The organism is Psychrobacter sp. HD31 (assembly GCF_051097895.1).
Lineage (GTDB): Bacteria > Pseudomonadota > Gammaproteobacteria > Pseudomonadales > Moraxellaceae > Psychrobacter.
The window spans coordinates 929,069-942,058 of sequence record NZ_CP142525.1; the positions used below are offsets into that span (position 1 = coordinate 929,069).

Annotated in this window: 12 protein-coding genes and 1 other RNA gene; 9 read left to right on the forward strand and 4 right to left on the reverse strand. The window is 38.0% G+C overall.

What is annotated here, in order from left to right; translation table 11 throughout:
* The first annotated feature begins 64 nt into the window (after window positions 1-64).
* Window positions 65-349: a hypothetical protein gene (locus VH441_RS04025; RefSeq protein WP_434354197.1), complete on the forward strand. Its 285-nt coding sequence runs from the start codon at window positions 65-67 to the stop codon at window positions 347-349.
* 15 nt (window positions 350-364) lie between these two features.
* Here the strand turns inward: VH441_RS04025 and ffs are convergent.
* An RNA gene (gene ffs / locus VH441_RS04030) (signal recognition particle sRNA small type) lies at window positions 365-461 on the reverse strand.
* Between the two features lie 202 nt (window positions 462-663).
* Here ffs and VH441_RS04035 point away from each other — a divergent pair.
* Window positions 664-1,365, forward strand: a complete 702-nt coding sequence (locus VH441_RS04035; RefSeq protein ID WP_434354198.1) for an SIMPL domain-containing protein — start codon at window positions 664-666, stop codon at window positions 1,363-1,365.
* Between the two features lie 71 nt (window positions 1,366-1,436).
* Window positions 1,437-1,685 carry a hypothetical protein gene (locus VH441_RS04040; RefSeq protein ID WP_434354199.1) on the forward strand — a complete coding sequence of 83 codons (249 nt, stop codon included), beginning with the start codon at window positions 1,437-1,439 and terminating at the stop codon, window positions 1,683-1,685.
* 101 nt (window positions 1,686-1,786) lie between these two features.
* Here VH441_RS04040 and glnA read toward each other — a convergent pair whose 3' ends face one another.
* Window positions 1,787-3,196 carry a type I glutamate--ammonia ligase gene (gene glnA / locus VH441_RS04045; RefSeq protein WP_434354200.1) on the reverse strand — a complete coding sequence of 470 codons (1,410 nt, stop codon included), beginning with the start codon at window positions 3,194-3,196 and terminating at the stop codon, window positions 1,787-1,789.
* A 452-nt stretch (window positions 3,197-3,648) separates the two neighbouring features.
* On the opposite strand from glnA, the gene VH441_RS04050 reads away from it, so the two are divergent.
* Window positions 3,649-4,239 (forward strand): anthranilate synthase component II, encoded by a 591-nt coding sequence (locus VH441_RS04050; protein ID WP_434354201.1) that lies wholly within the window; start codon window positions 3,649-3,651, stop codon window positions 4,237-4,239.
* 48 nt (window positions 4,240-4,287) lie between these two features.
* Entirely contained in the window at window positions 4,288-5,010 is a 723-nt protein-coding gene (locus VH441_RS04055; RefSeq protein WP_434354202.1) for a Smr/MutS family protein, read from the forward strand.
* A 68-nt stretch (window positions 5,011-5,078) separates the two neighbouring features.
* Here the strand turns inward: VH441_RS04055 and puuR are convergent, their stop codons facing one another.
* Both puuR and VH441_RS04065 read right to left on the reverse strand, forming a co-directional pair.
* Entirely contained in the window at window positions 5,079-5,741 is a 663-nt protein-coding gene (gene puuR / locus VH441_RS04060) for an HTH-type transcriptional regulator PuuR (protein WP_434354203.1), read from the reverse strand.
* Window positions 5,710-6,462 (reverse strand): gamma-glutamyl-gamma-aminobutyrate hydrolase family protein, encoded by a 753-nt coding sequence (locus tag VH441_RS04065; protein WP_434354204.1) that lies wholly within the window; start codon window positions 6,460-6,462, stop codon window positions 5,710-5,712. Before VH441_RS04065 ends, puuR begins: the two co-directional genes overlap by 32 nt.
* A 446-nt stretch (window positions 6,463-6,908) precedes the next feature.
* Here VH441_RS04065 and VH441_RS04070 point away from each other — a divergent pair, with 446 nt between their 5' ends.
* From VH441_RS04070 to VH441_RS04085, 4 genes are all read left to right on the forward strand, one after another.
* The gene (locus tag VH441_RS04070; RefSeq protein ID WP_434354205.1) at window positions 6,909-8,252 is read left to right on the forward strand and encodes a glutamine synthetase family protein; all 1,344 of its coding nucleotides are present in this window, start codon (window positions 6,909-6,911) and stop codon (window positions 8,250-8,252) included.
* Window positions 8,253-8,264: 12 nt separating this feature from the next.
* Window positions 8,265-9,581, forward strand: coding sequence for an NAD(P)/FAD-dependent oxidoreductase (locus VH441_RS04075; RefSeq protein ID WP_434354206.1), 1,317 nt, complete (start codon window positions 8,265-8,267; stop codon window positions 9,579-9,581).
* A 321-nt stretch (window positions 9,582-9,902) separates the two neighbouring features.
* On the forward strand, window positions 9,903-11,399 hold the full coding sequence (locus VH441_RS04080) for a Na+/H+ antiporter NhaC family protein (protein ID WP_434354207.1): 1,497 nt from the start codon (window positions 9,903-9,905) through the stop codon (window positions 11,397-11,399).
* Window positions 11,400-11,527: 128 nt separating this feature from the next.
* Window positions 11,528-12,907: an NAD-dependent succinate-semialdehyde dehydrogenase gene (locus VH441_RS04085; RefSeq protein WP_434354208.1), complete on the forward strand. Its 1,380-nt coding sequence runs from the start codon at window positions 11,528-11,530 to the stop codon at window positions 12,905-12,907.
* Window positions 12,908-12,990 lie beyond the last annotated feature (83 nt).

Genomic DNA, 12,990 nt, shown 5'->3' on the forward strand with positions numbered 1-12,990 from the left:
TATAAAATTAGTATGGCAAAGTTAGCATGACAAAACTTAGGTAAACAAAACAAATGGAGGCACTATGCAACCAAATAATCACGTTAATCAAGATGCAATCTATCAAAACACACACTATTTTGGTACGTCGAATATGACTATGCCGATAACTAAGGCAAGGCAAAGCATTACTATTAATCATGGAGGTTATAAAGTTGAGTGGGCTGGGTTAACACGGCAACAAGTTATGCAAAAATGCAACGATTTAGGCTTAAATACGGTTTGCTTTGCCCGTTGGCTGGCAATTTATGAGTTTAGAATATTACTGGTTTTTAAAAACAACAGATGTGTGGTGGTGGAACATTTATAGAATAAAAAAAAGCGACCCCATCAGCAAATCCCCGGCACACATTGTGGCTACTACCGTTGCTACCTTCCGGTCCTGGCGGGGTTTATAGTACAATGTTGCGAGGCTACCAATGGAGCCACCGAGCAAATATTATACCCTTTATTGTATGAATATCAAGTTTTATCTTAGCTCCTGTAAAAAGTCTATTTTTAATACAAAGTTACTGCAACAAAACTACAACGCATAGGCAAACTTTGACTAAATTATGGATGATATGATAAAAATATAAAGTGTTAATCCATACTTACTTTAGTTTCACAAAACAAGGAAAACATATGAACCTTTCAAAAAAACAAATTGCACCCATTTTTGCAGGTTTATTCGCTTTATCTGCCACAGCAAATGCCGAGCCAACAGGCTATAACCAGATTAGCTTTACCTCTGAAGTAAAAACCGAAGTTGATAATGATGAGGTACAAGCAACGATGTCTAAAAAGGCGCAAGCTAAAGATGCCAAACGCCTTGCAACAACCCTTAACTCTGCAATGAACAATGCCATGAAGGTTGCAAAACGCTATCCAACCGTAACCGTAACAACTGGGCAAAACAGCACCTATCCAAGCTATGATAAAAATGGCAAAATTAATGGTTGGACGGGTCAAGCCAGTATCAATATCAAAAGCACTGACTTAGAAGCAACCAGTGAGCTTATTGCCAACTTGCAAGAAAATTTGGTATTAGGTAATTTAAGTTTTGGGGTTTCTGAAACACGTAAAGACGAAGTTAAAAAACAAATGCTCGTTAAAGCCTCTAAAGCGTTTCAACAACAAGCCAAAACCCTCACTTCTGCTTGGGGAGCAAGCAGCTACAATGTTGTTAATGTACAGCTAAATACTGGCAGCAGCTACTATCAACCCATGAGAGAAAGTGGCATGTATGCGATGAAAGCATCTGCAGATGTGCCTGCTCAAGAGTTTGAATCTGGTAATAGTACAATTACGGTTACTGCAAATGGTACGATTGAGTTGGTTAAATAACATCACTCTTAATAAAAATGCAAAATACGAATCGAACATCTGCAATTTTTTTGATAGTCATAGGGCTAACTTTGCCATTAATCGGTTTTTTAATAGCCGATTGGTTAGCGGTTAAGCAAATACTAGGGCAACTGCCTGATTGGATATTTTGGACAATTTATTTGTCTGTTTTATTGCCCTGTCTGTTTTTTGGTTTTAAACAGCTTAACTTTGCAATCACCAAAACCCTTTTTTATACGGTACTATTTAGTTTTTGGCAAATCATGTTCACTTTGTTAATAGTATTGCAGTTTCATCAAATGATTGGTGGTTCTTTTTAACTAATAAGCCAGTAGCAAATATTAAGTTTATTCAACACATCAAAAAAATCCAGCCTAAGTTAGGCTGGATTTTTTAATATCAAAAGACTAGATGCTAATGATTAGCAGCTATAGTACATATCAAATTCAACTGGGTGAACTGTTACGTTTAGACGCTGTACTTCTTCTTCTTTAAGCTCAATAAATGCTTCTAACATTTCTTTAGTGAACACATCACCTTGTAATAAGAAGTCATGGTCAGCTTTTAATGCATCAAGCGCTTGGCTTAAGTTTTCAGCAACTGTTGGGATTTGTGCTTCTTCTTCTGGTGGTAGGTCGTACAAGTTTTTATCAGAAGCTTCGCCTGGGTGCATCTTATTTTGGATACCATCAAGACCTGCCATTAACAATGCAGCAAAGCAAAGGTATGGGTTAGCCGTAGGATCAGGGAAACGTGCTTCAACACGTACCGCTTTAGGGCTAGAAACGTGTGGAATACGGATAGAAGCAGAACGGTTACAAGCTGAGTAAGCTAGTTTAATTGGTGCTTCATAATGTGGTACCAAACGTTTGTAACTGTTAGTAGATGGGTTGGTAATTGCATTTAACGCACGAGCGTGTTTGATAATACCACCAATAAAGTATAAAGCGGTTTCTGATAAACCAGCATACTCATCACCAGCAAAAGTATTTTCGCCATCTTTAGAGATAGACATATGAACGTGCATACCAGAACCATTATCACCAACAATTGGCTTAGGCATAAAGGTAGCTGTTTTACCAAACTGGTGTGCAACATTATGTACAACATATTTTAATTGCTGTACTTCATCTGCTTTACGAACCATGGTATTAAATGATACGCCAATTTCTGACTGGCAAGAAGCAACTTCATGGTGATGTACTTCAACACGGTCAGCCCCCATAATGTCTTCAATACGCTCACACATTACAGAACGCATGTCTTGTGAACTATCAACTGGTGGTACAGGGAAGTAACCGCCCTTAACACGTGGACGGTGAGCCATGTTGCCCCACTCGTATTCTTCATTTGTTGACCAAGCAGCTTCTTCAGCCGTAATTTTATGCTGAGCGCCGCTCATGTCGATTTGCCATTTCACATCATCAAATACAAAAAACTCTGGCTCAGGACCAAAAAATGCTGTGTCACCAATGCCTGTTGATTTTAAGTACTCTTCGGCACGGCGAGCGATTGAACGTGGGTCACGCTCGTAACCTTGTAAAGTTGATGGCTCGATAATGTCACAAGTTACTACAACAGTTGGTGACTCAAAGAATGGGTCAACAAACGCAGTTTCTGGATCTGGACGTAAAATCATGTCAGAAGCTTCAATACCCTTCCAACCAGAGATTGATGAACCATCAAACATTTTACCGTCTTCTAGTACATCTTCATCAATACTATCAGCTGGATAGCTGATATGTTGTTCTTTACCACGTGTATCTGTAAAGCGGAAGTCTACCCACTTAGCTTCAGATGATGCGATAAGATCTAATAATTTGTTTGACATGGTTTTATCTCCTTAAGTCAACTTGTGTTATCTGTGATAATCAGTTTTAAGTAAAATAACAACTTACACACGATATTTTGCTTTACTGAATTAGTATATGTTAACAACAATAAAATTAACAGAAAAATTTAAACGACTGTTTTTTCTTACCATTACTTACATATTATTTTAATGCAAAAAGTGTGCCAACTTTAAAGAATGTCAGGTTAACTATTGAATTTTATAGTATTTTTTATAAAAAATAATGTTTAAATTAAAATCTAATATTATTTAAATGCACCAAAATAAATGGTTTTTATTTTTATGCTCTATATTGGTGCATATCACTTGTTAGTCTGGTTATCAATTAATCAGATTACATCATTTTGATAAAAACCCAACTTGCGTTATAAGATATAATAGCGGCTAAAATTTATCCTTTTATCCATCACTCATTAAGATATTTAACTTACATGCTACTGTTTATCGACAACTACGATAGTTTTACCTACAACTTGGTACAATATTTTAAACAATTAAAACAAGACGTTAGTGTTTATAAAAATGACGAAATAGACATAAGCACCATTGAAGCCCTTTCTCCTGATGCCATTGTCATTGGTCCTGGACCTTGTACACCAGCACAAGCAGGCATATCTTTAGAAGTCATTAACCATTTTTGTACTAGTTTGCCTATTTTAGGCATATGTTTGGGGCATCAAGCCATTGGGCAAGCTTTTGGTTGTGACATTATTAACGCCAAACAAATCATGCATGGACGCGTATCTAACATTTATCATAACAGCTCTGGTGTTTTTAAAAACCTAGCTACCCCATTTAAGGCAACAAGATACCACTCATTGGTAATCGATAAGAGTAAACTGGCAGAATGCCTTGAAATGACCGCTTGGACTGAAATAGATGGACGAATAGAAGAAGTAATGGGCATACGCCACCGTCAGTTTAATGTTGAAGGCGTACAGTTTCATCCAGAGTCAATTTTAAGTGAAGAAGGCTTTCGCCTATTAAATAACTTTTTACACGCGCATGGATTGGCAAAATAAATTTCTGTTAAAATAACCGCATAAAATCAAACTGGATATCAATACAATATGTCAAACAATCTATTTTCTAAACAAATGCAAGATGAACTTAAAGCATTAAAAAGTCAACTTGGCACTAGTGGTCGTGACGCCAATACACAAAATGCGGATAGCAAACCAACCGAACCCGTTAGCCTACCCACAAAAAAACAGGTTAAAAAAACCGTTAAACAATTTGATAGTAAACATATTGATGATGATAAAGTGCTGTTTATGCAAGCCATGGCTGGCGTAAAACCACTTGAAGATAAAAACCAAATCTCACCAACCAACAAGCCAAAAAAAGATAAACCAGATGCAACCATACTTTCTAAGCGTGCGGCCGCACAAGGGAGCGAAACAGATAACAACATCTCTGGATTATCTGATATGCAAGCACTACTCAACCCTGTATCTGGCGATGCCTATTTAAGTTATAAAAGCCAAACCTTACAAAACAAAATTTTTAACCAACTTAAGCAAGGTAAACTACGTTGGTATGATGCGGTCGATATCCATGGCTGTACCATTGAGCAAGCACGTGAGGCTGTTATTCAACTGTTAACGCAAGCCAAACAAAATGGTGAAAGTGTGGTTAAAATTGTACACGGCAAAGGTGAAGATGCCGTTTTAAAAACTTGTGTGAATGGTTGGCTACGTCAAATACCAGAAGTATTGGCATTTTGTTCTGCCACTCCAAAAGATGGGGGCAATGGGGCTGTTTTAGTTTTGTTAAAAAGAAACAAAATTTAATAAAAACTGCTGACTGCTGATAAAGCATTTTTATGACATGCTTTATCAGCAAAAAATTATTGCAAAGCTTAATAAGTTGCTGGACTGTGCGCACTAATAATACGCGTAATGCCATCGCTTGGATTCATAAATGTATGTGGCAAGCTGGTATCAATGACATAACTGTCACCCGATTTTAAATGATACAAAACCCCATTATAACGCATTACAATTTCACCACTAATGACTGTGCCGATTTCTTCACCTTCATGAATGATTCGTTCTTCTGTACTGCTATTTGGTTGGTACTCTTCAATCAAAAAACCTAAGTTTAAACTTGGGCAATTATTATGCACCATTTTTAAAGAAACACCCCGCCCCACATCTTTTAGCTCAATTAGATCATCAGGCTTAATGACTACTTTTTTAGACTGTTTGCTATTCCAATCACTACTAAAAAAAGTTTGCAAATCTGACTCAAGCACCTTAAGTATGGCATCTAGAGTGTTAACTGCTGGGCTCACTTTATTACGTTCAATGGCACTAATGGCTGTGTTTGTCAGCCCAGCAAGACTGGCTAGCTTACGCTGAGAATAGCCTTTAGCTAGCCGTAACTGATGAATTTTTGATCCAATATCTTCTTTAACACTAGCTTCTGAAGTGTCAGAATTACTGGTGCTGCGTTCTACGTTAGGTGACTGTTTAATAGTCGTTTCTTTTTTAATTGTGTCCTTGCTTATATCGCTGGGCATGGTTGATAAACTCCTTAACCAAATACAAAGATAGCTCATCTTGGCTAAAGTTAAATTCTGGGTGCCATTGCACACCAACCAAATATGGGTGGTCGGTTAACTCAATTGCTTCAACCAAACCATCAGGGGCTTTTGCCATAACAGCGACACCCTCACCCACCTTATTGATACACTGTTTGTGCAATGAATTAACCTTAAATTTTGCTTTACCAAAACCAGCTAAAAGACTGTTTTCGTCGATAATAATATCATGTGCTGGTTGGTATTGCTCATTTATTGGCAAACTACTGTCAGGTAGATGTGGCTCAGTGTAACAGCCAACTTCTCTATAGTCTGGATGCAAACTCCCACCAAAGGCAACGTTCATCTCTTGTAAACCTCTACAAATGGCAAGAACAGGCATTTTTTGTTTTTTAGCAAAATCCAGCAATTTAAAGCTTAGCCCATCTCGTGCTAAATCTGTATAGTCTTCTTCATGGTTAGCCCCATATCGCTCTGGCGCAACATTACTATAACTGCCGGTTAGCAGTAAACCATCTAATACTTTTACAATGCTAGCAAAGTTATCAGGTTCTGATACAACTGACGGAAGCAACACAGGTGTGCCGCCATTATCATTAACATAATTGATGTATTTTGCGTGCACACTTTGTGCTGGTTGGTTTTCTACCATTTTATGGCAACACATAACACCAATTAACGGTTTGATGATCTCTGTCATTTTGATTTTCCTTAATCTTTATTGAAGTTTCATAACGGATTTGATTCACAATTGATTAAACTTAAAACAATCAGTTTGCCAAAATAAAACCTACTGCTTAATGATATTGAATATAGCATAGCAATATCATTAAGTAAAAAAAATAACTCTAATTTTTTATATTTAACCAATAATGTTTTTTTTAGTTTACAAAAACTGTAAACAATTAAATATTTGACATATTTATTTTTCAATAATATATTAGTTACTTAAATAGTTGTATACCTTACTTTTTAAACGTAAAGGTATCTTTCTAGATTAATTAAACAACACAGATGTAAAAGCGAGTTAACATTCATAATAAGCCTGTCAATTTTATCTATCATATTTAAAAAGTATGAATATGATTTGCTGAAGTAAAGGAAGCAACGTTGGCAGCACTCATAACACTCAGGAGGAGTCACTTTATGAGCGAGTCTAAAAATCAACCTTCAACAGATAAAAAAACAAAATTTGTGTATATTGCCTCAGGTGATATCAATGGCGTTATGCGTGGTAAACGAATCCCCTATGCACAGCTTAAAAAAGCCGAAAATGACGGCATTCGATTACCTTTATCTATTTTAGGCGTTGATATTTGGGGAGCAGATGTTATTGAGTCTTCTCAATCAAATGGTGATATTGATGCTATGGCAATGCCAACAGGACGCGGCGTGCTACCGCTTATCAACACCAGTCAACCTTCTGCCATGCTACCAGTTTGGCTTTATAATGAAGACGGAACCCCTTTTTATGGCGATGCCCGTCATGTTCTTGCTAACATTACTAACAAATTTAAAGAGCTTGGTTTAACGCCGGTTATGGCAACCGAGCTTGAGTTTTATTTGACCGATTATAAAGAAGGCAAATCACCCAAACCACCAATCAACCCAAAAACAGGGCTACGATTAAACAAAACTTCTATTTTAAGTATTAATGATTTATTGCAGTTTGATGAGTTTTTAGATGATGTCTATGCTCACTGCAAAAAATTAGACATCCCTGTTGATGCGGCACTGGCAGAAAATGGTTGTGGGCAATTTGAAATTAACTTATTGCACGTTGATGACCCATTAAAAGCTGCTGACGATGCGATTATCTTCAAACAAGTACTTAAATCAGTCGCTGCTAAATATGGCTTTACCGCCACCTTTATGGCAAAACCATTTGGCAAGCAATCTGGCAACGGTTTCCATGTGCATTGTAGTTTGCTAGATAAAGACGGCAACAACATTTTTGATGATGGTACCGAAAAAGGCTCAGAAAAACTACAACAAGCTGTCGCTGGTTTAATGGATGTTATGGCAGATTGCACGCTAATTTTTGCACCGCATTTCAATTCATATCGTCGTTATACACCAGGTACACTTGCCCCTAATAATATCTCTTGGGGATATGAAAACCGCACAGCAGCTATCCGCATTCCTGGCGGTGACTTTAAAGCACGCCGTATCGAACACCGTGTATCAGGCGCAGACGCCAACCCTTATTTAGTTTGTAGCGCTGTATTAGCTGGTATGTTGCATGGCTTACAAAACAAGCTCACACCACCAGAACCAATTAACGAGCTAACTTATGATGAAGATAATATTGAATACTTGCCATTAGATTGGTTATCAGCAATTAAAGAATTTGAAGAAAGCGAAGTCGTTAGCGACTTGTTCCCTGAAGAAATGGTTGAACTGTTAATTAGTGTTAAAAAACAAGAAGCAAAACGTTTCGCTACCCAAGTTACTGATTTAGAATATTCAACTTATTTACAAGACGTGTAAGGAGTAGTATCAATGAGCAATAACAAACGTAATATACCGCACTATTCAGAACAAGGTCAATATCCTGATAGTTATTATGCGGCTAGTACGAACCCAAAACCAGAGCGTCCTGCGTTACAAGAAGACATCCAAGCAGAAATTTGTATTGTGGGTTGTGGCTTTAGTGGCTTATCAACAGGGATACATTTAACTGAGGCTGGGCACAATGTTATCATGCTAGAAGGCGCTCAAATTGGTTGGGGTGCTTCTGGAAGAAACGGTGGTCAAATCGTTAATGGATTAAACGCCAGCTTACAAAAAATTGAGCGTGCTTACGGGCGTGATACTGCCGACTATGTTGGTGGCGTGGTAATGCGCGGTGGTGATATTATCCGTCGCTTTGTAGCCGATTATGATATCAACTGCGATTTAAAAAAATTAAACTTTTTTGCTGCTCTTACCAACAAACACATGGAAGAGTTAAAAGAAACTCATGAACTGTGGAAACGTCACGGCATTGAAACCCGTGAACTCATTGGTAAAGACGAAGTTAAACAGTACATTAATACCGATGCTTATGTTGGTGGCATGCTTGACTATTCTGGTGGACACATTCATCCACTTAACCTTGCCCTTGGTGAAGCAGATGCGGTTGAAAAAAATGGCGGTAAAATTTACGAGAACACATTGGTAGTAGATATCGAATACCATGATGACCATGTTTTAGTGATTACCGAATTTGGCAGCGTTAAATGCGACAAAGCCGTGATTTGCGGCAACGCCTACTTAAACAAAGTTATTCCAAAACTCACTGACCGTGTAATGCCGGTTTCTACTCAAATCATTGCAACCGAACCTTTAGGTGACTTAGCTGATGAACTGATTCCAAGTGACTTGTGCGTAGAAGACATTCGATACATTTTAGATTACTATCGTCTATCTGCTGATAAGCGTATGTTGTTTGGAGGTGGCACCGTTTATGGTGGCACTGACCCTGCCGACATTGAAGGCAAAATACGCCCAAACATGGAAAAAATATTTCCCGTTTTAAAAGATGTGAAAACAGAATTCGCATGGAGTGGTAACTTTGCGTTATCTTTCTCTCGCGTACCACAAATGGGCAAATTACATGAGCGTGTTTTCTTTGCACATGGCTACAGTGGTCACGGCGTTACTGGCACGCATTTGTTTGGTCAAATCTTAGCAAATGCCATTAATGGTGATACTTCTGAGTTTGACAGATTTGCACAAATTCCTTGGATTCCATTCCCTGGTGGCCGTGCACTTCGTGTTCCATATTCTGTCGTTGGCTCTTGGTGGTATGGCTTTAAAGATAAATTTGGTATCTAATAGCCCTACTATTAATATTTATTAAAAATATAATTAAGCTAAGGTTATCTGATTGATAACCTTGGTAATTTTCTTAAGAGTTATTTCTATTTACCTATTGATTTGTTAGGTACTTTTGTTTTATTATTTTTAACACTTTTTTTGCAAAAAGGTAGTTTTTGAGCATTATATTTCAAGGATAGTATTTTTCAAAAGGAAATGTTCAAGCTACTACCACATACCTATTTTTGCTTATCGGCTTAAGTATCATACTTGAGCACTAAAGCATTTTCATGGATATTTATTTGTAAAATTTTTTATATTTCACAAGGAGAAAGGATCATGAGTGAAAAAGACCTTGAGCAAAACGTCAACTCGATGTTTTCTAATACAAAGGCTTTCTTTTCGTTAGCTGCTATCATCGCTGTTTATATTGCCTTTTTAATTATTTCAAGAACACACGAAGCCGATACCCCCTGGGGTATGTACTCTTTACTACCCACCCTATTAGTCTTAGTAGCTGCAATTGTTACAAGAAGACCATTTGAATCTATGATTGCTGGCTGTGTTGCTGGTTTAGTTATGCTAAATCCATTTGATTTGGTATCCCCCTTTTCTGGAAAAATTTCTGAAGTTTTGGGTGACGAAACCATTGTATGGATTATCCTAGTTTGTGGCTTAATGGGTGGTTTTATCCAACTGTTAGAAATGAGTGGTTGCTTAAATGGCTTTAGTGAATTTTTGAAAAAGATTATCAAAAATCGCCGTCAATCTATGGTGTCTACAGCGATTTTAGGTTTAATCATTTTTATTGATGATTACTTAAACTGTCTTGCCGTTTCTACTTCGGTTAAAAAACTAACCGACTATTATCAAGTTTCGCGTGAAAAACTTGCCTATATCGTTGACTCAACCGCCGCTCCAATGTGTATTATTGTACCTATCTCTACTTGGGCAGTTTTCTTTTCTGGTTTATTAGAAGAAAATGGGGTTGCAGAAGAAGGCACAGGCATGCTCACTTATATTAGTGCGATTCCTTACATGGCTTATGCTTGGTTTGCATTATTAATTGTATTTTTAGTTGCTTTTGGTATTTTTGGTGACTGGGGTCCAATGAAAAAAGCTGAAGCACGTGCTAAGCAAGGGCAACCAATCCCTGATGGTGTAGCTGCCGAAGACTTAGTCAGCCAGCATAAAGCAAAAAAAGAAGTGTCATTTGGCCGTAACATCTTTAACTTTGCCTTCCCTATGTTGTTGTTAATTGCTTCTACCATTTATTTTGAGGTAGATCTATTACAAGGTGCTTTATTAACCTGTTTTGTTACGGTTATTTTGTACTGGGCACAGGGCATCTTAAATTTTGAAGATCAAGTAGAAGGTATCTTTAAAGGCTTTAAAGTAATGCTTTACCCTCTATCTACAGTTGTGGGTGGCTTCTTCCTAAAGTCAATTAATGACGATTTAGGAATGACAACCTTTATTATTGAAACCATTGCACCGCACATGACAGCAGCGACCTTCCCTGCCGTTATCTTTGCAGTCATGGCATTTTTAACATTTGCTACTTCTTCTAGTTGGGGTCTATACGTTATTGCGATGCCAATCGTATTCCCAGTAGCGGCAACCTTAGGTGTTAGTACGCCTCTTATGATTGGTGCTTTACTTTCTGCATCTTCATTTGGTAGCCATGCCTGTTTCTTTAGTGATTCATCACTACTGGCAGCACAAGGTGCTGGTTGTACACCAATGCAACATGCTTTCACTCAGTTCCCATATGCTTTATTTGGTGCTGTTTTAGCAGTCATTACCTTTGTTATACTAGGTAGCACAATGGCTTAATTGGCATATTATGCTTTGAATCTAATATACGCCAGTTAAGTGTTATATTTAACTGGCGTATTTATTCATATTAAGTCAACATACTTTAATATTTAAAACATCAAGTCCATCCTAAAAAGGATAGTAAAATGAGACCATATCAAGTAACCAATCCCGCAACCGGACAAGTTGTAGAGACCTTTGATAATGCAACCAATGAGCAAGTTCAAAGTACTATCGAATCTGCCCATAATGCTTATCAAAGCTGGAAGAATACAACGCTTAGTGAACGCAAACAACTATTATTAGCCATTGCTGATGGCTACAAGCAAAACAAGCAAAAACTTGCCGAGATAGTCACTGAAGAAATGGGAAAGCCTATCCGTGCCGCTTTGGGTGAAGTTAGCTTTGCTGCCCACATTATCAAGTACTATGCCAATAATGCCGAAAAAATGCTGGCTGACGATACAATTGAAGTAAATGAGGGTAGTGCAAAAATCATTAAACGCCCACTTGGTGTGCTTTATAGCATCATGCCCTGGAACTATCCACATTATCAAGTCGTGCGTTTTTTAGCCCCTAACCTCATGGCTGGTAACACCATGATTTTAAAACATGCCGAGCAGTGCCCAAAAACAGCACTCGCCATTGAAGAAATTGTATTGGCGGCTGGCGTACCAAAGGGCGTATATAACAATATTTTTGCAAGTATTGAGCAATCAGCAGATATAATTAATGACAGCCGAGTTCAAGGAGTTTCTTTAACAGGGTCTGAACGTGCGGGAGCATCAGTTGCTGCAACGGCTGGGGCTGCACTTAAAAAAGTAGTTCTAGAACTTGGAGGTTCTGATCCCTATATTGTGATGCCAGATGCAAATTTAGAAGATGCCGTAAAATATGCCATCAGTGGGCGTTATGGTAATTGTGGTCAGGCTTGCAATGCTGCCAAACGCTTTATCATTATGGCAGATATTTATGATGCCTTTATGGATAAGTTTATTCCAGCAGTTAAAGCCATCACGCCTGCCGACCCACTTCTTGACGATACTTTTATGGGTCCTGTATCTTCTAACTTAGCCGCAAAAGGACTACAAAAGCAGGTTGATTCAGCCATTCAGCAAGGCGCCACTGTACTGGTTGATGGTGGTATGCGTGCTGATAATAGTGATAACACCGCTTGGTTTGATCCAATGGTTCTTACCGATGTAACCTCTGATATGGATGTATACCATCAAGAGTTGTTTGGACCTGTTGCGGTCGTGCATAAGGTAAATACAATAGATGAGGCAATTTCACTTGCTAATGATGCCCCCTATGGGCTGGGAGCATCTATCCATACCACAAATCAAGAGACGATTGACTATTTGTCTGAAAAACTTGAAGTTGGTATGGTAACTGTTAATGCTGACTCTGCCTCCGAAGCAGAGACCCCTTTTGGTGGTGTTAAAATTTCTGGCTTTGGTAGAGAGTTGGGTGAGCTGGGTATTGGTGAGTTTTTAAACTATAAACTAATCCGTGATAAAAGCTGATTCGCTTTGCTATTTTGATTTATATACTTAAAAAAGGCACTCATAATTATATGAGTGCCTTTTTTTGTATTAATAATCTTTGT

Bases quoted from the DNA above. Each gene is read 5' to 3' on its own strand.
- VH441_RS04025 (WP_434354197.1), top strand. From the start codon at position 65: ATGCAACCAAATAATCACGTTAATCAAGATGCAATCTATCAAAACACA.
- VH441_RS04035 (WP_434354198.1), top strand. From the start codon at position 664: ATGAACCTTTCAAAAAAACAAATTGCACCCATTTTTGCAGGTTTATTC.
- glnA (WP_434354200.1), bottom strand. From the start codon at position 3,196: ATGTCAAACAAATTATTAGATCTTATCGCATCATCTGAAGCTAAGTGG.
- VH441_RS04050 (WP_434354201.1), top strand. From the start codon at position 3,649: ATGCTACTGTTTATCGACAACTACGATAGTTTTACCTACAACTTGGTA.
- VH441_RS04055 (WP_434354202.1), top strand. From the start codon at position 4,288: ATGTCAAACAATCTATTTTCTAAACAAATGCAAGATGAACTTAAAGCA.
- puuR (WP_434354203.1), bottom strand. From the start codon at position 5,741: ATGCCCAGCGATATAAGCAAGGACACAATTAAAAAAGAAACGACTATT.
- VH441_RS04065 (WP_434354204.1), bottom strand. From the start codon at position 6,462: ATGACAGAGATCATCAAACCGTTAATTGGTGTTATGTGTTGCCATAAA.
- VH441_RS04070 (WP_434354205.1), top strand. From the start codon at position 6,909: ATGAGCGAGTCTAAAAATCAACCTTCAACAGATAAAAAAACAAAATTT.
- VH441_RS04075 (WP_434354206.1), top strand. From the start codon at position 8,265: ATGAGCAATAACAAACGTAATATACCGCACTATTCAGAACAAGGTCAA.
- VH441_RS04080 (WP_434354207.1), top strand. From the start codon at position 9,903: ATGAGTGAAAAAGACCTTGAGCAAAACGTCAACTCGATGTTTTCTAAT.
- VH441_RS04085 (WP_434354208.1), top strand. From the start codon at position 11,528: ATGAGACCATATCAAGTAACCAATCCCGCAACCGGACAAGTTGTAGAG.